Origin of the sequence: Demequina litorisediminis, from assembly GCF_030161615.1 — a bacterium.
Classification (GTDB): Bacteria; Actinomycetota; Actinomycetes; order Actinomycetales; family Demequinaceae; genus Demequina; species Demequina litorisediminis.
In genome coordinates, this window is record NZ_BSUN01000001.1 from 2,403,837 (window position 1) to 2,423,154 (window position 19,318).

Annotated in this window: 18 protein-coding genes and 9 pseudogenes; 20 read left to right on the forward strand and 7 right to left on the reverse strand. The window is 69.1% G+C overall.

Annotated features, from left to right (window positions below; genetic code table 11):
* Nucleotides 1-41: 41 nt before the first annotated feature.
* A pseudogene (locus QQK48_RS22130) lies at nucleotides 42-344 on the reverse strand (CapA family protein); the annotation flags it as partial.
* A complete protein-coding gene (locus tag QQK48_RS14745; protein ID WP_284328955.1) occupies nucleotides 265-993 on the reverse strand; it encodes a CapA family protein in 729 nt (242 codons plus the stop codon). The gene QQK48_RS14745 and the pseudogene QQK48_RS22130, both read right to left, overlap by 80 nt.
* 10 nt (nucleotides 994-1,003) lie before the next feature.
* On the opposite strand from QQK48_RS14745, the pseudogene QQK48_RS22135 reads away from it, so the two are divergent.
* The 13 genes and pseudogenes from QQK48_RS22135 to dapF all read left to right on the forward strand — a co-directional run.
* Nucleotides 1,004-1,195, forward strand: a pseudogene (locus QQK48_RS22135) (CDP-alcohol phosphatidyltransferase family protein); the annotation flags it as partial.
* 28 nt (nucleotides 1,196-1,223) lie between these two features.
* Entirely contained in the window at nucleotides 1,224-1,631 is a 408-nt protein-coding gene (locus tag QQK48_RS14750; protein WP_284328956.1) for a CDP-alcohol phosphatidyltransferase family protein, read from the forward strand.
* Nucleotides 1,618-2,133, forward strand: a complete 516-nt coding sequence (locus QQK48_RS14755) for a CinA family protein (protein WP_284328957.1) — start codon at nucleotides 1,618-1,620, stop codon at nucleotides 2,131-2,133. Before QQK48_RS14750 ends, QQK48_RS14755 begins: the two co-directional genes overlap by 14 nt.
* Nucleotides 2,134-2,194: 61 nt before the next feature.
* Nucleotides 2,195-2,479: pseudogene (locus QQK48_RS14760) on the forward strand (helix-turn-helix domain-containing protein); the annotation flags it as partial.
* Nucleotides 2,480-2,544: 65 nt separating this feature from the next.
* Nucleotides 2,545-2,742: a DUF3046 domain-containing protein gene (locus tag QQK48_RS14765; RefSeq protein ID WP_284328958.1), complete on the forward strand. Its 198-nt coding sequence runs from the start codon at nucleotides 2,545-2,547 to the stop codon at nucleotides 2,740-2,742.
* 176 nt (nucleotides 2,743-2,918) lie between these two features.
* Nucleotides 2,919-3,560 (forward strand): annotated as a pseudogene (gene recA, locus QQK48_RS14770) (recombinase RecA); the annotation flags it as partial.
* Between the two features lie 4 nt (nucleotides 3,561-3,564).
* The gene (locus QQK48_RS14775; RefSeq protein ID WP_284329418.1) at nucleotides 3,565-3,843 is read left to right on the forward strand and encodes a recombinase RecA family protein; all 279 of its coding nucleotides are present in this window, start codon (nucleotides 3,565-3,567) and stop codon (nucleotides 3,841-3,843) included.
* A gap of 137 nt (nucleotides 3,844-3,980) precedes the next feature.
* Nucleotides 3,981-4,376, forward strand: a complete 396-nt coding sequence (locus QQK48_RS14780) for a regulatory protein RecX (protein ID WP_284328959.1) — start codon at nucleotides 3,981-3,983, stop codon at nucleotides 4,374-4,376.
* 707 nt (nucleotides 4,377-5,083) lie between these two features.
* A complete protein-coding gene (locus QQK48_RS14785) occupies nucleotides 5,084-5,239 on the forward strand; it encodes a KH domain-containing protein (RefSeq protein ID WP_284329419.1) in 156 nt (51 codons plus the stop codon).
* Entirely contained in the window at nucleotides 5,229-5,960 is a 732-nt protein-coding gene (locus tag QQK48_RS14790) for an HDIG domain-containing metalloprotein (protein WP_284329420.1), read from the forward strand. Before QQK48_RS14785 ends, QQK48_RS14790 begins: the two co-directional genes overlap by 11 nt.
* Before the next feature lie 30 nt (nucleotides 5,961-5,990).
* Nucleotides 5,991-7,530: pseudogene (miaB, locus tag QQK48_RS14795) on the forward strand (tRNA (N6-isopentenyl adenosine(37)-C2)-methylthiotransferase MiaB).
* Between the two features lie 3 nt (nucleotides 7,531-7,533).
* Nucleotides 7,534-8,494: pseudogene (gene miaA / locus QQK48_RS14800) on the forward strand (tRNA (adenosine(37)-N6)-dimethylallyltransferase MiaA).
* Between the two features lie 9 nt (nucleotides 8,495-8,503).
* A complete protein-coding gene (gene dapF, locus QQK48_RS14805; protein WP_284328960.1) occupies nucleotides 8,504-9,367 on the forward strand; it encodes a diaminopimelate epimerase in 864 nt (287 codons plus the stop codon).
* Nucleotides 9,368-9,386: 19 nt separating this feature from the next.
* Here the strand turns inward: dapF and QQK48_RS14810 are convergent, their stop codons facing one another.
* A complete protein-coding gene (locus tag QQK48_RS14810) occupies nucleotides 9,387-9,992 on the reverse strand; it encodes a class I SAM-dependent methyltransferase (protein ID WP_284328961.1) in 606 nt (201 codons plus the stop codon).
* A 67-nt stretch (nucleotides 9,993-10,059) separates the two neighbouring features.
* Here QQK48_RS14810 and hflX point away from each other — a divergent pair.
* The 4 genes and pseudogenes from hflX to QQK48_RS20445 all read left to right on the forward strand — a co-directional run bounded on the left by hflX (nucleotide 10,060) and on the right by QQK48_RS20445 (nucleotide 13,543).
* Nucleotides 10,060-11,550 (forward strand): annotated as a pseudogene (gene hflX, locus QQK48_RS14815) (GTPase HflX).
* Nucleotides 11,547-12,029, forward strand: a complete 483-nt coding sequence (locus QQK48_RS20435; RefSeq protein WP_348523658.1) for a DEAD/DEAH box helicase — start codon at nucleotides 11,547-11,549, stop codon at nucleotides 12,027-12,029. The pseudogene hflX and the gene QQK48_RS20435 overlap by 4 nt, the downstream one beginning before the upstream one ends.
* Nucleotides 11,968-13,140 (forward strand): ATP-dependent DNA helicase, encoded by a 1,173-nt coding sequence (locus QQK48_RS20440; protein ID WP_348523659.1) that lies wholly within the window; start codon nucleotides 11,968-11,970, stop codon nucleotides 13,138-13,140. Before QQK48_RS20435 ends, QQK48_RS20440 begins: the two co-directional genes overlap by 62 nt.
* Nucleotides 13,112-13,543, forward strand: coding sequence for a helicase C-terminal domain-containing protein (locus QQK48_RS20445; RefSeq protein ID WP_348523660.1), 432 nt, complete (start codon nucleotides 13,112-13,114; stop codon nucleotides 13,541-13,543). The genes QQK48_RS20440 and QQK48_RS20445 overlap by 29 nt, the downstream gene beginning before the upstream one ends.
* A gap of 65 nt (nucleotides 13,544-13,608) precedes the next feature.
* Here QQK48_RS20445 and lexA read toward each other — a convergent pair.
* A pseudogene (lexA, locus tag QQK48_RS14825) lies at nucleotides 13,609-14,273 on the reverse strand (transcriptional repressor LexA).
* A gap of 235 nt (nucleotides 14,274-14,508) precedes the next feature.
* Between lexA and QQK48_RS14830 the strand changes: the two are divergent.
* Both QQK48_RS14830 and nrdR read left to right on the forward strand, forming a co-directional pair.
* The gene (locus QQK48_RS14830) at nucleotides 14,509-14,898 is read left to right on the forward strand and encodes a LysM peptidoglycan-binding domain-containing protein (protein ID WP_284328962.1); all 390 of its coding nucleotides are present in this window, start codon (nucleotides 14,509-14,511) and stop codon (nucleotides 14,896-14,898) included.
* Between the two features lie 92 nt (nucleotides 14,899-14,990).
* Nucleotides 14,991-15,470, forward strand: a complete 480-nt coding sequence (gene nrdR, locus QQK48_RS14835) for a transcriptional regulator NrdR (protein ID WP_284328963.1) — start codon at nucleotides 14,991-14,993, stop codon at nucleotides 15,468-15,470.
* 13 nt (nucleotides 15,471-15,483) lie between these two features.
* Here nrdR and QQK48_RS14840 read toward each other — a convergent pair whose 3' ends face one another.
* From QQK48_RS14840 to serA, 3 genes and pseudogenes are all read right to left on the reverse strand, one after another.
* Nucleotides 15,484-15,735 carry a hypothetical protein gene (locus tag QQK48_RS14840; RefSeq protein ID WP_284328964.1) on the reverse strand — a complete coding sequence of 84 codons (252 nt, stop codon included), beginning with the start codon at nucleotides 15,733-15,735 and terminating at the stop codon, nucleotides 15,484-15,486.
* Between the two features lie 312 nt (nucleotides 15,736-16,047).
* Entirely contained in the window at nucleotides 16,048-17,157 is a 1,110-nt protein-coding gene (locus tag QQK48_RS14845; RefSeq protein ID WP_284328965.1) for a DEAD/DEAH box helicase, read from the reverse strand.
* Between the two features lie 59 nt (nucleotides 17,158-17,216).
* Nucleotides 17,217-18,423, reverse strand: a pseudogene (gene serA, locus QQK48_RS14850) (phosphoglycerate dehydrogenase).
* A 92-nt stretch (nucleotides 18,424-18,515) separates the two neighbouring features.
* Between serA and QQK48_RS14855 the strand changes: the two are divergent.
* On the forward strand, nucleotides 18,516-19,313 hold the full coding sequence (locus QQK48_RS14855; protein ID WP_284328966.1) for a M10 family metallopeptidase domain-containing protein: 798 nt from the start codon (nucleotides 18,516-18,518) through the stop codon (nucleotides 19,311-19,313).
* Nucleotides 19,314-19,318 lie beyond the last annotated feature (5 nt).

Here is a 19,318-nt window from a genome sequence, read left to right on the forward strand (position 1 = left end):
CCCAGGCCAAACGCGGTCCACATCCCGTCCCCGCCGGGTCCGCCGTCGAGCAGTTCGATGGGCTGCGGCACGTGGGCGTGGTGGCCGATGTACAGATCGACCTCGCCCGAGTCCGCGATCTGCTGAGCGATGGAGCGTTGCGCCTCGGTGGGTTCCGTCATGTATTCGACACAGCAGTGGACGGAGGCGAGCACCACGTCCGCGCCCTGGTCGCGCGCCGTCTCGGCCGCGTCAATGATGGGGGCGACGTCGGTGGCGTTCGCGTCAAAGGTGTTGACCGACCACGGCTTGCCCTCGGGCACGGGAAGCCCGTTCAGGCCATACGTGTACGAGATGTGCGCCACCGTGACGGTGCGGTCGGACGCCGTGACGTCGTACAGCCTGAGTCACGGCCGCTTCGTCCTCGGTACGGGCGGTGCCCGCGAAGCCCATACCCGCCGCTTCGAGGCCGTCGTCGGTCACGACCAGGCCGTCGAAGCCGCGGTCGACCGAATGGTTGGACGCCGTCGAGCAGCCGTCAAAGCCCGCGTCATCGAGGTCGCCGACGAGTTCCTCAGGGGCGGCGAACACGGGATAGCCCGAGGCCACGCCGTCAGGCGAGATCGGCGTCTCGAGGTGGCACAGCCCGAGATCCGCACCCGCGATCCACGGCGAGATCCCCTCAAAGAGCGGCGAAAAGTCGATGCCGCTGTCCGTGGTTGCCGAGCGCACCACCGGCATATGGGGCAGCACGTCTCCGCCGGCCACCAGGCTGAAGGTGACGGTGGGTGCCGTGGTCGGGGTGGGGCTCGGAGAGGCGGCCGATGCGCTGGGCACTGGGCTCGGCGAGGGGGACTCGGTCGCGACGCTGGGGGCAGCCGCGGGAGCATCATCTGGCCTGGTGGAGCCGCCCGCCACGGTGCCGACGGCCACGCCAAGGATGGCGCACAGGGCGATCGCGACGGAGGGCAGGAGGAGCGAGCGGTGAGTGCTATGGGACGGGCGCGAACGCATGCGGGCCATTATGGTGCCCGCGTCGACATGGTGTGAGGGACGCCCCGCTGCGACTAGGGTGGGGCGGGTGACCGCCAGCCTCCCCAACGCGATCACCGCGCTGCGTCTGCTCGTGGTGCCGATCGCCGTGGTGCTCCTCGTCGCCGATGACGGCGCTGAGGGAGCCGCGCGTTGGTGGGCCCTGGTGCTGGTGGCGTTCGCCGCCGCCACCGACTGGCTCGATGGTTACCTTGCCCGTCGTTGGGAAGTGGTGTCGCCCTTCGGGAAGCCTGGCCGACCCGATCGCGGACAAGGCGCTTGTCCTTGGCGTGCTTGCCTGCCTCGTCGTCGTCGACGGGATCCCGTGGTGGCCGCTGGCGATTCTCGTCGTCCGCGAGGTGGGGGTGACGGTGGGAAGGCTCGCCGTCGCGTCCGAAGTCGTCATTCCGGCATCGCGCGGCGGCAAGATCAAGACCACTCTTCAGTTGGTCTCGCTGCTGATGTTCCTGGTACCCGGTGCGCCGGCGTGGTTCGACGCCATCGCCTGGTGGGTGCTGGTCGCCGCAGCGATCGTCGCGGTGGTGACGGGCATCGACTACGCGCGCACCATTGCCGCTGCGGTGAAGGCGCACCGTAGGCACACCGATGCCCGCGCCTGACGCGGCATCGGTCCTCGACGCCGCGCGCGCCGCGGGCGCGACGCTCGCCTGTGCGGAATCCCTGACAGGTGGAGCATTGTGCGCCGCGCTGGTGGAGGTTCCCGGAGCCTCGGACACGGTGCGGGGCGGGGTCGTCGCGTATGCCATCGACGTGAAGCGCGCCGTTCTCGGTGTGCCGCAGACGCTCCTTGACGAACAGGGCCCCGTGAGTGAGGCCGTGGCGGTCGCGATGGCGCGAGGCGTGCGGGACGCTCTCTCGGCGACCCTCGGGGTCGCCACCACCGGCGTGGCGGGCCCCGAAGGGCACGGTGGGCGCGAGCCCGGCACGGTGTGCCTTGCGGTGGCGTGGGACGAGGGCGCACGCGCGCTGACGGTCCGCCTCCCGGGGGACAGGACACGCGTGAGGTCCGGTGCGGTGGTCGCGGGGCTGGCGCTCCTGCACGCGGTGCTTGAGGGCCGCGCTGACGAGGGCTCCTGGAATCGGGGAACACAACTGAGGTAGTCTGCGTTGAATCGGCGTGACCACCCATGTCATTGCTGCATCGACCACGAGGAGGGGACGCATGCCCGTGCTGCGCACCGAGATCGGAGATGTCCTTCGCGACGCTCGCCTGACCCAGGGCAAGACGCTGCGCGACATCTCGTCGGGTGCCCGGGTGTCCCTTGGCTACCTGTCGGAAGTGGAGCGCGGCCAGAAGGAAGCGTCCTCCGAACTGCTTGCCTCCATCTGCGAGGCGCTCGACGTGCCCATGTCCGCGATTCTTCGCGAGGTGTCCGACCGCTTCGAGACAGCCGAGGCCCTCGAGGGTGTCGCGGTCATGCCGTCGATTCCGGACACCGTTCCCGAGGCTCCTCGGCGAGCCTGCGCTCCCGCTAAGTGCGCCTCAGCGAGTTCTGGGCCCTCGCGGATGACGTGTTCGGGCCCACCTATGCCCGAAGCCTTGCCCGCGATCTCGCGCTGGACCGCTTTCACTCGCGCACCGTCACCGAGGTGCTCGAGGACGGAGTGCCCGTGCGCGATGTGTGGCACGCCTGGTGTGAGCAGATGGATGTGCCCTCGCGTCTGCGCGACGGGGGAGACCGCACGAGGATGATCCCTCCGCCTCGCTGACGGCGTGTCGCGCGCCATCGAACAGATGTTCGATTACTGTGGTGCACGGGAAACCGCGAGGACGCGCCTGTGCACAGGTGGCATGGCTTGCCCCCGCCCGATGTCACAGGCGCGTCGTAGCGTCTCACTCGTACCGCACCACACGGCAGCGATGCCACGAAGGACAAGGACAGGACATGGCACAGGCAGCAGACCGCGCGAAGGCACTTGAGGCTGCGCTCGGACAGATCGACCGTCAGTTCGGCAAGGGATCCGCGATGCGCCTGGGCGAGCGCAAGGCGGTCGCCATCGAGGCGATCCCCACCAGTTCCATCGCCCTCGACATCGCCTTGGGTATCGGCGGCCTCCCGCGTGGCCGCATTGTCGAGATCTATGGCCCCGAGTCCTCCGGTAAGACCACCGTTGCACTCCACGCGGTCGCGAACATGCAGCGCCAGGGTGGCACCGCGGCGTTCATCGACGCCGAGCACGCGCTTGATCCCGAGTACGCCAGGAAGCTTGGCGTGGACACCGACAACCTGATCATCTCGCAGCCCGACACGGGTGAGCAGGCGCTCGAGATTGCGGACATCCTGGTGCGTTCCGGCGGTGTCGACATCCTCGTGATCGACTCCGTCGCGGCGCTCGTGCCGAAGGCGGAGATCGAGGGCGAGATGGGAGACAGCCATGTCGGCCTCCAGGCCCGCCTCATGTCGCAGGCCCTGCGCAAGATCACCGGTGCCCTGAACAACACGGGTACCACCGCCATCTTCATCAACCAGCCTGCGCGAGAAGATCGGCGTCTTCTTCGGTTCGCCCGAGACCACCACCGGTGGAAAGGCGCTGAAGTTCTACGCCTCGGTGCGACTCGACGTGCGACGCATCGAGACCCTCAAGGAGGGCACCAACCCCGTGGGCAACCGCACCCGCGTCAAGGTGGTCAAGAACAAGATGGCTCCGCCCTTCAAGCAGGCCGAGTTCGACATTCTCTACGGCCAGGGCATCTCCAAGGAGGGTGGCATCATCGACCTCGGCGTGGAGCACGGCTTCGTTAAGAAGTCCGGTGCCTGGTACACCTACGAGGGCGATCAGGCTCGGTCAGGGCAAGGAGAACTCACGTAACTTCCTGAAGGACAACCCGCAGGCTCGCCGACGAGATTGAGCTCAAGATCAAGCGCAAGCCTGGTGTCGGATCCACTCCCGAGGAGATCGCCGCGGAGGCGGCCGCTGACGCCGAGCAGGAGAGCCTCGACCTTCTGATGCCGCGAGGCGAGCGCCGTGCTCCCGAGCCCACCGATCCCGCGGAGCGTGCCCGCGAGATCGCCCTTCGCCTGCTGACGCACTCGGCTCGTTCCAGTGCCCGCCTGCGTGAGGGGATGATCTCGCGGGACGTTCCCGAGGATGTCGCCGACCAGGTGGTCGCGCGCTACATCGAGGTGGGCCTTCTGGACGACGCGGCGCTTGCCTCGACCATCGCCCGCACCCGTCACGCGGAACGCGGCCGCTCCCGCCGTGCGATCCAGCAAGAACTGGCGCGCAAGGGCTTCGACGCCACCGATGTGGGAGAGGCGCTCGAGCAGATCTCGGATGATGACGAACGCGAGGCGGCAGCCTCGCTGGCGCGTCGCCGCTGGGACCAGGCTCGCCGCCGTTGACACGGACGCGCGCGTGCGGCGCGTCGTGGCGATGCTCGGCAGGCGTGGGTATGCGCCATCGTTGGCCTTCGCGCTCGTGAAAGAATTGCAACGTGCCGATGAAGTGGGCACGTAGTGTGTTCTGACCGACCGTGAGAGGGGTGGCCGCGTGCCGCAGGCGATTGCCACCGTTGCCACCCTCGTGTTGCTGCTGGCGTCCTTGTTGCTCGTGTTCTATGCGCGTCGCGAGGCCGAGGCGATCCGCAAGTCGGTGTCGGAGGAGACGCGAGGCATGCGCGAAGAGGCCCGGGACATGGTGTCCGAGGCTCAGCGGCGTGAGGAGCGGGTCGCGCAGCGGGAGAAGGAACTCTCCGCTGACCAGCGCTCCGCACAGACCTACTCCCGCGCCCTCGAAGAGCGCTCCGCGGTGGTGGCGCGGGACGAGCGTCGTCTCGCGGGCGCCCGCGATGAGGTGGCCGCGGAGAAGCGTCGTGCCGTCGCCGAAGCGGCGGGACTGAGCGCCGAGGATGCCAAAGCCCGCCTACGCGCGGAGCCTCCTCATCGAAGCCAAGGACGACGCGCGCGCCGAAACGCGTCGCATCGAACGCCAAGCCAAGAGTTCGTCCGAGCGGCGGGTACGGGAGATTCTCGTCAGCGCGATGCAGCGGCAGGCCGCGCGCACGTCCGCGGATGCCGCCGCCACCTGGGTCGATCTCCCCAGCGACGACATGAAGGGCCGCATCATCGGCCGCGAGGGGCGCAACATTCGCGCCTTCGAGTCGATCACCGGCGTGAACGTCATCGTCGAGGAAGGCGTGAACGCCGTCCAGCCTGTCCTCATTCGACGTCGAGCGCCGCGAGGTGGCCGAGGTGATGCTCCGTGACCTGGTCGAGGACGGCCGTATTCACCCCCACCGCATCGAGTCCGCGTATCACGAGGCGGTGTCTGCGACCGAGTCGAGGCACCTCGAGGCGGGACTCGACGCGGTCGAGGCCGCGGGCGTCAGGGGAGTGCCCGAGGAGATGGTGGTCACGCTCGGCCGCCTGCGGCTACGTACGTCCTACGGACAGAATGTGCTCGCGCACCTCGTGGAAGCCGCGCAGATCGCCGCGGACATCGCACGCGAACTCGGCGCGGACGTGGACCTTGCGCGGCGCGGGACGTTTCTGCATGACATCGGCAAGGCGTTCACGCACGAGCGCCCGGGCACCCACGCCACTCTTGGCGCCGCATACGCGCGTGAGATGGGCGAGGCGGACGAGGTGGTGAATGCGATCGCCGCGCACCATGACGAAGTGGCGCCCGAGACCCTCGAGGCGCTCATCGTGCAGGTGGCGGACGCCATCTCGGCCTCCCGCCCTGGTGCGCGCCGTGACGACGCGGATGCGTACATCGAACGCATGGGCAACCTGGAGCACCTCGTCGCAGAGCACCACGGCGTCTCGAAGGTGCTGGCGATGGCCGCGGGTCGTGAGGTACGTGTGGTCGTGGAGCCCGACGAGGTTGACGACGCGGGCGTCGCGGAGCCTGGCGCGTACAATTGCCGAGCACATCAGCAAGGACTTCGCCTTCGCTGGAGAGATCAGAGTGACCGTGGTCCGTGAACTTCGCGCGGACGCCGTCGCAGGGTAGGCATGACTGACACCATCACCGCACCGACGTACCTCGTTCGTACGCTCGGGTGCCAAATGAACGCTCACGACTCGGAGCACATGGCCGGTCTCCTCGAGGGTGCCGGCTACACGTCCGCGCCCCAGGGGGCCGAGGTCGCGGACGTCGTGGTCATCAACACGTGCGCGGTGCGAGAGAACGCCGCCACGCGTCTGTATGGCAACCTCGGACAGGCTCGCGTCGGTCAAGGCGAAGCGTCCAGGGATGCAGATCGCCGTCGGCGGCTGCCTTGCACAGAAGGACCGCGGCGAGATCGTCGAGAAGGCGCCGTGGGTCGACGTGGTCTTCGGCACGCACAACCTCGACGTCCTCCCCGCCCTGCTCGATCGCGCGCGCCACAACGCCGAGGCGCAGGTGGAGATCGAGGAGTCGCTGCAGGTCTTCCCGTCGACGCTGCCCAGCAGGCGAGACGCGATCGCCTCCGGCTGGGTGTCGATCTCGGTGGGCTGCAACAACACGTGCACCTTCTGCATCGTGCCGTCGCTGCGCGGCAAGGAACGCGACCGGCGACCGGGCGAAATCCTCGCCGAGGTTGAGGCGCTTGTCGCCCAAGGCGTCGTCGAGGTCACGCTCCTGGGCCAGAACGTCAACTCCTACGGTGTGGAGTTTGGCGACAGGGGCGCCTTTGCCAGGCTCCTGCGGGCCTGCGGCGAGATCGAGGGACTCGAGCGCGTGCGCTTCACGTCTCCGCACCCCGCGGCGTTCACCGATGACGTCATCGACGCCATGGCGGAGACCCCCAACGTCATGCCCAGCCTGCACATGCCGCTTCAGTCGGGGTCGGACGCCGTCCTGCGTGCCATGCGTCGCTCGTACCGCTCGGCAAAGTTCCTTGGCATTCTCGACAGGGTCCGCGAGCGCATGCCCGATGCCGCCATCACCACCGACATCATCGTCGGCTTCCCCGGCGAGACCGAGGAGGACTTCCTCGAGACGCTGCGGGTCGTCGAGGCGTCGCGCTTCGCCTCGGCCTTCACGTTCCAGTACTCGCCTCGTCCGGGCACGCCTGCGTTCGACCTTGAGCCGTTGCCGAAGGCGGTGGTCCAGGAGCGATTCGAGCGCCTGCACGCGCTCCAGGAGCGCGTCTCGCTCGCCGAGAACGAGGCCCAGGTGGGCCGGAGCGTCGAACTGCTGGTCCTCGATAGCGCGGGCAAGGAGGCAGGCGGCCGCAAGGACGCCGCGACCGCTCGTCTGTCCGGGCGCTCACCCGACAACCGGCTCGTCCACTTCGCCGTTCCGGACGGCGCCGAGCGACCGCGTCCCGGTGACCTCGTCACCGTCGACGTCACGCGTGGCGCGCCGCACTACCTGATTGCCGATTCGGGCATCGATGGTGGCATGTATGCCGTGCGGCGCACCCGCGCTGGCGACGCGTGGGATGCGGTGCAGTCCGGCGAGCACGACCACAGCCACGGCGGCTGCGGCGACTCCTGCGGCACCGGCGCACCGACCGGTGGTCCGGTGGGGCTCGGCATGCCGAGCCTGCGACGCGTCGACGCGTAATCCATGACCCACCAGGCCACCGCAGCATCGGCCGATGGCGCTCCGGGCGTCATCGCCGTCGTCGGCTCCACCGCCACCGGTAAGTCGGCGATCTCACTCGCGCTCGCCGAGGCCTTGGGCGGAGAGATCGTCAACGCCGATGCCATGCAGTTCTACCGGGGGATGGACATCGGGACCGCGAAGGCTCAGCGTGGCTGAGCGTCTCGGGATCCCGCACCATCGGCTCGACACGCTCGCGGTCGACGAGGACGCCTCGGTCGCACGCTTCCAACGCGAGGCACGCGCCGACATCGCCGCGATCACGGCGCGGGGGCTCCACGCCATCGTGGTCGGCGGCTCTGGCCTGTATCACCGGGCCCTGCTGGACCGCTTCGAGTTCCCTCCTACCGATCCTGCGGTGCGGGCGGCGCTGGAGGCGCGCGGCGAAGACGAGGGCCCCGGCGTGCTGTACCGCGAACTTGCCGCGGCGGACCCCGAGGCCGCGTCCAGCATCGGCCCCGCGAACACCAAGCGCCTCGTGCGTGCCCTCGAGGTCATTCACCTGACGGGCAAGCCATTCTCGTCGGGCCTGCCCCGTCACGAGTATGAGGTGCCCGCGATCCAGATCGGGCTCGACGTGGACCACGCCATCCTCGACCCCCGCATCGACGCACGCGTCGAGGCCATGTGGGAGCAGGGCCTCGTGGACGAGGTGCGCACGCTCGAGGGCCACGGACTCCGCGACGGAGTGACCGCGCGCCGCGCGGTGGGCTACGCGGAGACCCTGCGCTACCTCGACGGCGAACTCGACGCTGAAGCGACGCGAGCGCTCATCGCGCAACACACACGGCGGCTGGCCAGGAAGCAACGGCAATGGTTCCGCCCCGATCCCCGGGTTGCGTGGATCGCCGGTCCCGTGGACCCCTCCGACGTGGCGCGCGCCGCCGCCGACGCCATCGCGGTCGCCACGGGGCACGCCCGGTAGCCTGGGCGCATGACGACGCTGCGCTTTACCAAGGGACACGGCACGGAGAACGGCTTCGTGCTGTTGCTGGACGAGCACGGCGACCTCGACCTCACGCCAGAGACGGTGCGGTTCCTCGCCGACAGGCGCGCAGGGCTGGGCGGCGACGGAGTCATCCGTGCGGTGCGTTCCGGCGCGCTCGGCGCGGGCGCGGGCGCGGACCCTCACGCCTGGTTCATGGACTACTGGAACTCGGACGGTTCCACCTCGGAGATGTGCGGTAACGGCGCCCGAGTCTTCGGGGCCTTCCTCGAAGCCGAGGCGGGGGAGGACCTCGCCGGTGGCCTCGAGTTCGCCACGCGCGGCGGCCCCCGCTCGCTCGTGAGTCTCGGCGGAGGCCGCTATGCCATCGGGATGGGCGGCTACATCCTCGGCGAGGGCGGATTCGATTCCGCGGTGGAGGCGCGGGGCCTCACGCCGCCACGCCCCGCGCTGTCGGTGGACGTGGGCAACCCGCACCACGTGGTCGCGCTGGCCTCCGTCGAGGAGTTGGAGGCGCTCGACCTGACGGTGGCGCCTGCGGTCACGCCGCACCCGCGCGCAGGCTCCAATGTCGAGTTCGTGGTGGCGCTTGGCGAGCGAGTGGTCGACGGCGAGCGCCGCGGCCTTGCTCGGATGCGGGTGCATGAGCGTGGCTCGGGTGAGACGCGCTCGTGCGGTACCGGGGCGTGCGCGGTGGCCCTTGCGGTGCGTTCCTGGGCCGGGGATGGTGCCCCCGACGTGTGGGACGTCGAGGTCCCTGGCGGCGTCGTGACGGTGCGCATCGCCCCCGATCACACCGTGCTTGAGGGGCCCGCCGTGCTGGTCGCGACAGGCGAGGTCACCCTTCCCTGAGGGCGGCCGATGCCGCAGGCTACTCGGCCGCGCGGGTGACCTTGAGCACGCGGAAGCCCTTGGCGGAGCCCACCTTCTCGATGTCGCCCCAGCCCTGATCGGCGATCCATCCCGCCAGCGAGTCCGCGCCAAGGTTCTTCTGCACCACGAGGTGCGCCTCACCCTCGGGCTTGAGGCGCGGGAGCCACGCCGTGAGCAGGGCATGCAGTTGCGGCTTGCCGATGCGGATGGGCGGGTTGGACCAGATGGCGTCGAACCGGCGCTTGGCGGGAACCTCGTCCGGCTCGCGCGCCTCGATGGAGGCCGTGGCCCCCAGTCGCGCGGCATTGCGGGCCAGAAGATCCAGCGCACGGCGGTTCACGTCGACCGCCGTGACCTTGACCCCGGGTCGCTGCAGCGCTGCCGTCAGCGCCAACGGACCCCAACCGCACCCCAGGTCGAGCAGGCGTCCGTCCGGTGGCGGTGGGAGGTGGCGCAGCAACACCTGGGTGCCGAGGTCGAGGTGTCCGGGCGAGAACACGCCAGCGGCGGTCTCGAGGTCAACCTCGCGCCCGGCGAGGGCCACGCGAATCAGGCGGCGCTCGTCCGCGGAGGCGGGCTCGGCCGAAAAGTAGTGATCGGTCATATCCCTGCGAGGGTACGCGAAGCCTGTGCTGGCTCGCGTGCGGACCTGGTGAGACAATGGGATGAGAATGAGCGACCCTACCGACGACATCACTGACGAGATCACCCCTTCGCGCGCCGATGCGACCATCGAGCGCGTCCTGTCGCGCGCCGGCACGGCCGTGGCCGAGGAGGCACGGCCCGCACCGACTACGACGGCGACCAGTTCGAACGCGAGGAACGCGCCGCGCTGCGCCGCGTCGACAACCTCTCGACCGAACTCGAGGACATCACCGAGGTCGAGTACCGCCGCCTACGCCTCGAGAAGGTCGTGTTGGCGGGCCAGTTCTCGAGGGGCACGTACGAGGAGGCGGAGATCGGCCTGCGCGAGCTCGCCGCGCTCGCCGAGACGGCAGGATCTGAGGTGCTCGACGGTCTCCTGCAGCGACGCGCCCACCCTGACCCCGCCACCTACCTTGGCCAGGGAAAGGCGAAGGAACTCGCCGACGTCGTCAAGGCGGTGGGAGCCGACACCGTGGTGGTCAACGACGACCTCGCTCCGTCGCAGCGCCGCGCCTTGGAAGACGTCGTCAAGGTCAAGGTGATTGACCGCACCGCGCTGATTCTCGATATTTTCGCCCAGCACGCGAAGTCCCGCGAAGGCAAGGCGCAGGTGGAACTCGCACAGCCTGGAGTACCTCCTGCCGCGCCTTCGTGGCTGGGGTGAGTCGATGTCCCGTCAGGCCGGTGGACGCGTCGCCGCGGGTGCTGGCATCGGCTCGCGTGGACCCGGTGAGACGAAGATCGAGGCTCGATCGTCGTCGCATTCGTACCCGGATGGCGCAGCCTGCGCCGTCAGATCAAGGCCATGGCCCCTGCTCGCGAGGTGCGCCGTGCCAATCGCATTGCGCTGCCCAACGTCGCCATCGTTGGCTATACCAACGCAGGTAAGTCGTCACTCCTCAACAGGGTGACCGGCGCGGGCGTGCTGGTCGAAAACGCCCTCTTCGCGACGCTGGACCCCACGGTGCGACGCTCGGCGACGCCCGATGGCCGTGCCTTCACCGTCTCGGACACCGTCGGGTTCGTCCGCGACCTTCCTCACCAACTGGTGGCTGCCTTCGCGTCCACGCTCGAGGAAGTCGCGCACGCGGACCTGATGCTTCACGTCGTCGACGCCTCGCACCCGGACCCGGAGAGCCAGATCTCCGCCGTGCGCGAGGTGCTCTCCGACGTCCCCGGCGCCGACCAGGTCAAGGAGGTGCTCGTCCTCAACAAGGCCGACATCGCCGAGCCCGAGACGCTGATGCGGTTGCGCGCGCGCCGAGAGCCCACCATCGAGGTGTCCGCGCTGACCGGTGAGGGTATCGACGCCCTGATGGACCTCATCGCACGCGAGCCTGCCGCGTCCCGCGGTGAGAGTCGACGTGATGGTGCCGTACACCCGCGGCGACCTCGTCAGCGAGGCCCACCGCAATGGCGAGATCCTCACCGAGACCCACGAGGCTGAGGGAACTCGCCTCGTCGCGCTCGTCGACGAGGCACTCGCGGCTCGTCTCCAGGCCGCCGCAGCAGCGTGAGTGAGGACTCGGCCCCCGCATCGGCCGACGAGACCGAGGCGGTCCGCTTCCTCGGCCTCGCCGTCGGCGCGCTCGGCGGCTCGCCGCGCGAGGGCCAGGAACGGATGGTCGCCGCCGTCGAGCGGGCGCTCACCAATGGCGAGCATGCCCTGATTCAGGCCGGCACCGGTACCGGTAAGTCGCTCGGCTACCTCGTGCCCGCCATCGTTCATGCGGCACGGGCAGGGGAACGGATCGTGGTGTCGACCGCCACGCTGGCCTTGCAACGCCAGGTCTTCTCTAAAGATCTGCCGATGGTGCTTGATGCACTCGAGGGTGAGCCTCGGCTCGCGTCCGGCGGCGGCGCTGTTCAAGGGCCGCTCCAACTACCTGTGCGTCCACAAGATGGCGGGAGGCTACGGCGAACCCGACGAGGACATGCTGCCCATCTCGACAGGCCCCACGAGCGCGCTCGGCGCCGAGGTGGCCCGCCTCCATGAGTGGGCCGACGAGACGGAGACGGGGGACAGGGACGACCTCGTGCCTGGCGTGTCCCATCGGGCGTGGGCGCAGGTGAGCGTGAGCGGCCGCGAATGCCTCGAGTCCAAGTGTCCGATGCTCAAGGAGTGCTTCTCGCAGCGCGTGCGCGACCATGCGGCCCAATCGAAGATCGTCGTCACGAACCACGCGGTCCTCGGGGTACAGGCGGCGAGCCACGACATGCTCGGCGAGCATCAGGCGCTCATCGTCGACGAGGCCCACGAACTCGTGTCGCGCATCACCGGTGCCGCCACCCACGAACTCACCGTCGCCAGGGTGGATAGGGCAGCATCGGCCGCGCGCCGCGTGGGGGTGTCGAGCGAGGACATCGACCGTGCGGCACGTGCGCTCGACGCCGCACTCGGTGACGAGCGACCCACGCGCCTGCGCTCGGGGCTCGGCGAGGAACTCGCCGCCGCGATCGAACTGGTCCGCGGCGCGGCACGTACCGCGCTCAGCGCCGTGCAGAGGGCCACCAAGACCACGGCCGAACTCAGCGGCCCGGGCGACAGCGCATCGGCCACCGCCAAGGTCGCCTCCGCCGCCTTGCAAGAGATCCACGACGTGTGCGAGGAACTGCAGGGCGAGCACGGGAGGTACGTCATCTGGCTCGCTCCCGCCGACGGCGACTACGACTCTCAGGTGGCCGAACGCATCGTCGCCGCGCCTCTCGACGTCGCGAGCCTTATCCGCGATCGACTCATCGGCGAGCGGGCATCGGTCTTCACGTCGGCAACCCTGGCGCTGGGAGGCAACTTCGACGCGATGGCACGCCACCTCGGCCTCGACGAGCCCGAATGCCTCGACGCCGGAAGCCCCTTCGACTACGGTCGCCAGGGAATTCTTTACGTCGCCAAGCACCTCGACAGGCCAGGGCAGGGCGGCATCTCGGAGGAGGCGCTGGACGAACTCGCGGCGCTGATTGAGGCCGCAGGCGGGCGCACGCTTGGCCTGTTCTCTTCCCACCGCGCAGGCCAGGCTGCCGCGGAGGCCATGCGAGCGCGTCTCGACGTGCCGATCCTGTATCAGGCTCGACGATCAATTGCCGACGCTCGTCGAGCGATTCCGTGAGGATCCTCGCGCGTGCCTGTTCGGCTCCACCTCGCTGTGGCAGGGCATCGACGTTCCTGGGCCCACGGCGTCTCTCGTCGTGATCGACAGGATTCCCTTCCCGCGTCCCGATGAGCCGGTGGCGCAGGCGCGCACGGAGGCTGTCGCCCAACGTGGCGGCAACGGCTTCATGGCGGTGTCCGCGACACACGCCGCGCTGCTCATGGCGCAGGGAGCGGGCCGCCTCATCCGGTCCAAGGACGATCGTGGCGTGGTCGCCGTTCTCGATTCCCGCTTGGCGACCGCCCGCTATGGGGGCTTCCTGGCACGATCCATGCCGGACCTGTGGCCCACCACGGACCGCGCCACGGTACTGGAGGCGCTCAGGCGCCTCGATTCGACCGCCAGTGGCGAGGGCCGCTAACGACGACTGCTAGCGACGGCCGCGCGAAGGGTGTGAGAGGGCGCTCAGCCCTCGCGGCGGAGCCGTCAGATGCGGCGCATCACCGACACGACCTTGCCCATGATTGACGCATGTGTGCCGTCGATCGGCGTGTAGGCCGGATTGTGAGGCATGAGCCACACCTGGCCGTCGCGACGACGGAACGTCTTGACCGTTGCCTCGTCGTCGAGGAGAGCGGCCACGATGTCGCCGTTCTCGGCACTGTTCTGGCGGCGCACCACCACCCAGTCGCCGTCGCAGATCGCGGCGTCGATCATGGAGTCTCCCGTGACGTTGAGCATGAAAAGGCTCACCGTCTCCCGTGAGTTGGCGCGGTAGAGCGAAGACGTCCTCGACGGCCTGGTCGGCAAGCACGGGTCCACCGGCCGCGATGCGACCGACGAGCGGCACCATCGACACGTCCTCGGTGCCATCCGGGTGTTGCGCGTAGCGCGTGACGGAGTCAGTGTCCTGGGCCGCGGGAGTGCTCTCCGGCATGACGACCTCGATCGCGCGCGGGCGGTGCGGGTCCCTGCGCAGGTAGCCCTTGACCTCGAGCGCGGTGAGCCTGGTGCTTGACCGACGATGTCGAGGTGAGCCCCACCGCCTGCCCGATCTCGCGCATCGACGGGGGATAGCCACGCGACTCCACGGAGTCGCGAATGGTGACGAGGATGCTGCGCTGACGCTCGGTGAGGACGTCCGATGCCATGTCGGGGAACTCGTGGATGGTCGCATCCGTCTCGGTCGGCTCGGCCATGTCTCCTCCTTGGCGGGCGCACCGCCCACGGTCAATGTCAGACCCCTGCGATGGACTGACACCCATGACGCTAGAGCAGACAGACGCAGGAATCAAACATATGTTCGAGCGTGTCTTGCCAGTGTTGGTCCACGATGCTAGAAATAGAACATGTGTTCGACGAACACATGTTCGAATGGAGGATGAGATGACCGCCTACGCCGCACCCGTCACCGCTTACCAGCGCGCCTCGTTCGAGCGCCCCGTCGCCCGGCGGGCCTCCCGTCCAGCGCGCCGACTGCACGCCATCGACACTCCCGAGGCCCGCCGCCGCAGGCGCACGCTGGCGGCCGTGATCGTGGCCATCGCCGTGGCGATCGTGGGTCCTCAGGCGGTGGCGGGCGATGAGCCCACGGTGCCCGTCGCGTTCGACACCTACACGGTCGCCGCAGGCGAGACCCTGTGGTCCATCGCCGCCGCGCTGACTCCCACCGGCGACGACGTCAACGAGACCATCGGCGAGATCCAAGCGCTGAATGCCAAGGAGTCGTCGGCACTCCAGGCGGGGGAGCAGATCCTCATCCCGTCCCTCGACTAGGGGTTCCGGGCCGGCGGACCGGCCCGGAGGACAGCGAGACCGCCGTGAGGACGCGTGCTGGCGTGTATGGCGATCCGTGGGAAGGTAGTGCCATGCACTGCCCGTTCTGCAGGAACCCTGACTCGCGTGTTGTGGACTCACGTACGGCCGATGACGGTTCGTCGATTCGCCGGCGCCGTGAATGCCAGGAGTGTGGCCGCCGCTTCTCCACCGTCGAGACGTCGAGCCTCACGGTCCTGAAGCGCAACGGCGTCGCCGAGCCGTTCAGTAGGGAGAAGGTCGCTTCAGGCGTCCGCAAGGCGTGCCAGGGCCGTCCGGTGTCCGACGACGACCTCGCGCTCCTCGCGCAGCGGGTCGAGGAGGCGATTCGCGCCCAGGGTGTCGCGGAGATCGATGCGACCGACATTGGGCTAGAGATCCTGACGCCGTTGCGCGACCTCGACGAGATCGCCTACCTGCGTTTCGCCAGCGTGTACCAGGGCTTCAAGACGCTCGAGGACTTCGAAGCCGCGATCGCGCGCCTGCGTAGCGAGGATGCCGCGGAGACGGACGCCGAGGCCGCGTCGCTCTGACGCGCCTCGACCCCTAGCCCTTCTTCTTGGGCCGCGGCTTTCCCTTGCGTCCACGCGTCGTCAACGACGACCGCTTGGTGCCCTTGGGCTTCTTGCGAGGGTTCGGGTTGTCCTGACGCTGACGCCCGCCTGTGCCAGGAGCCTCGCGAGCCCTCGGGGGCCTCGCGCCGGGTACCGGAAGTCTCTCGTCGGGCTCCTCGGGCATCACGACCGGTGGTCGAGGCGTCGTCCCGTGAGCGCCGTGGGGCACCGTCCTCGCGTTCACGCTTCGCGGCAGCACCCTTGCGCGTCTCCGAGGTGCCACCCTTGCGAGCACCGGTGGCAGCGCCCCGCTCGCGAACGTTCTCATCGCGTTCGCCGCGTCCGCCGCGTCTGCCGTGCTCACCGCGTCCGTCGCGCTCGCCGCCTGGACGGTGACGCGAGGGCCGCTTGCCCTCCGCCCGTCCGCCGTCGCGCGAGGACCTCTCGCCGGAAGCCTTGTGGTGGCGCCCCCGGTCACCGCGCTCGGGAGTGTCACGACCTCCCGCGGTAGCGCGAGGTTCACGAGTGGGAACCCCCGAGGGCTCACGCGAGCCCGTCAGGGCATCCACCATGGCAAGCGTCTCGGCATCGGCCTCGCGCACCTTGCGGAACAAGAGGTCGAGACCCGTGGCGTCCACCACCCTGTCCATCGCCTTGCGCTGATGCGGCAGCGCAAGAGTGACCACCAGGCCTGAGGCGCCAGCACGCGCCGTGCGCCCTGCCCTGTGGGTGTAGTCCTTGGGGTCGGCGGGCGGGTCAGGCGCAGCACCAGGTCCACGTCGTCGACGTGAATGCCGCGCGCCGCGACGTCCGTCGCCACCAGCACAGGCACGCGGCCCGAACGGAAGGCGTCGATCGCGACATTGCGCGCGTTCTGGTCCATGTCTCCGTGGAGTGCCGTGGCCCGGACTCCTGCCGCACGCATCTGCTCCGCGACCCTGTCGCACGCCATCTTGGTGCGGACAAAGACGATGGTGCGTCCCTCACGCGACGCGATGCGGATACTCATGTCGTACTTCAGGTGCGGCGAGATGTTGAGCACCACGTGGCGCATCGCGCTGGCCTCGTCGGCGTCGGTCACGTCGTGAAGCACGGGGGAGTGCATGTGCTCGGTGACGAGCCTGTCGACGTCGCCGTCGAGTGTCGCCGAGAAGAGCAGGTGCTGGGCGTCGCTCGGCACCTCAGCGAGGATCTCCTCGATCTCGGTCATGAAGCCCATCTCGGCCATGTGGTCGGCCTCGTCCAGGACCACCACCTGCACCGCAGACATGTCGGCATGGCCCCTGCGCACCAGGTCGGCGAGCCGTCCGGGAGTCGCCACCACCAGGTGAACGCCGCGTTCGAGTGCGGCGATCTGCTTAGGCATCGAAAGGCCGCCGGCCACGAGGCGCAACGAGACGTCGAGGGTGTGCGCGAGGGGTTCCAGGGCATCGTGCACCTGCATCGCCGGCTCGCGCGTGGGCACGAGCACCACGGCGTGGGGCCGGTGTGCCCGCGGACGGCCGCTGTCGGCGAGGCGTGCCAGCGTGGGCAGGCCAAAGCCCAGGGTCTTGCCCGAACCCGTCCTGGCCTTGCCGAGGACATCGGACCCGGCCAGGGCATCGGCGATGGTGGCCGCCTGGATGGGGAAGGGCGTGGTGATACCTGCCTGCGCCAGGGCGCGCACGAGCGCCGTGGGAAGGCCGAGGTCCTCGAAGGACTCGGCACCGGAGGCAGGGGAAGACGTCAGGAGAGCACCCGCAGTCGCACGGTGCCGTCCATGGCGCCGAGCGCTTCGACGGCTTCGCGAGTGAGACCGGCAGCAATATCCGTCACCACGTAGCCCAGTTCGCCACGGGTCGCGAGCATCTGGCCGTCAATGTTGACGTGGTGCTCCGCAAACACGCGGTTGACGGCCGCGAGGACACCGGGGATGTTGGCGTGCAGGTGCGCGATGCGGTGCGAGCCCGACTGCTGGTCGAGCCTGCAGGTTCGGCAGGTTCACGCTCAGCGACGTCGAGCCCTTGCCCACGTAGTCGCGCAGGCGCGTGGCGACGAAGATACCGATATCGCGCTGCGCCTCCTCGGTAGAGCCACCAATGTGGGGCGTGAGGATGACGTTGGGGACGTTCTGAAGGCCCGACTCGAACGGGTCGCCCTTCTTCTTGGGCTCCTCGGGGAACACGTCTATGGCGGCACCGCCAATCGCGCCGGACTCGAGGCCCTCGCGCAGCGCATCCACGTCGACGATGAAGCCGCGCGAAAGGTTGAGGAAGTGTGCGCCGTGCTTCATGGCCTCGAACTGCTCGCGGCCAAAGAACCCCTGGTTGCCCGCGCGGCCGTCGACGTGAAGCGTGACGACATCGGCCTCGGCAAGCAGCGCCTCAAGGGTGGGCATGCGCGTGGCATTGCCCAGGGCGAGCTTCTCGGCGCTGTCGTAAAAGATGACGTTCATGCCGAGAGCCTCGGCCACGACGGACAAGCTGCGAACCGATGTTGCCGTAGCCCACGATGCCGAGCGTGCGGCCACGGATTTCGTGGGCGCCGTCCGCGGACTTGTTCCACACGCCCTCGTGCATGAGCCTGGTGCACGGGAAGGCGGCGGGTCAGCGAGATCATCTCGGACACTGCCATCTCCACGACCGAGCGCGTGTTCGAGAAGGGAGCGTTGAACGCGGCGATACCGCGCTTGGCGGCGGCCTCGAGGTCGATCTGGTTAGTGCCGATCGAGAAGGCGCCCACGGCGATCAGCGACGGCGACGCGTCCATGACGCGCTCGGTGAGCATCGTCTTCGAGCGGATGCCGAGCAGTTCGACGCCCTGGAGCGCCTCGATCAGGCTCGTCCTCGTCCATGGCGCCGCCATGGTTGATGACCTCAATGCCCGCGGCTTCGAGGATCTCGGTGGCGGTGTGGGACAGGTTCTCAAGAAGGAGTGCTCGCACGGCGCCCATCTTGGCGCAACCGGGGCCGTGTTACCAACTCCACACGCGTGATCGCTCCGCGAGCAGGGCATCCGTCGCGGCGCCGTGGGAGGCTGTCCGCCATGACTCTGACGGCGCGACTCGCGCTCCTGTGCGGCGCGGGCGTCGTCGCTGTCGGGGTGATGGCCTGGAGCTCGGGGCTGGGGTGGGACGAAATCACCCACCTGGGACAGCCGCGGAACGTCGTAGAGGTTGCGGGCGTGGACGTGCGTGTGCCCGCCTCCAACAGTGACGGCGAGCGGCTGGCCGCGCAGATCCCGGTGAGCACCTCGGGGGAGCACTCATTCCTCTTCGAGGACAACGGGGAGCCCGTTCGTCTGGATCCGTGCCGGCCCGTGTCGTGGGTGCTGAATCCCGAGGGAATGCCGGCAGGGGCCGAGGACCTCATCCATGCCGCGACCGCCGACGTGGGGACGTACTCCGGGCTCGACTTCGCGTACGAGGGCGAGACCGACGAGGTTGCCGCCTTCGACCGTGCCATCGTGCAGGCGCGGTACGGAGACAGGCTTGCCCCGGTCGTCATCGGATGGTCCGATGCGACGGCGACGCCAGATCTCGAGGGCTCCACGGCGGGCCTGGGCGGATCTACCTCGATCACTGGCGCATTCGGCGACCAGCGCTTCCTCGCGGCTGGTGTGGTGGTGCTCGACGGGGAGGACTTCACTGACCTGCTCGACAGCACAGCGGGCACGGCGCTCGCCGAGGCCGTCATCCGTCACGAGCTCGCGCACGTGCTGGGGCTCGGCCACGTCGCCGAGCCGACTGAACTCATGCACGGCGAGAACACCGCCATCACGACCTGGGGCCCCGGCGATCGCGAGGGCCTCGCGATCGCCGGGGCCGGTCCGTGCGAGGACTGACCGCG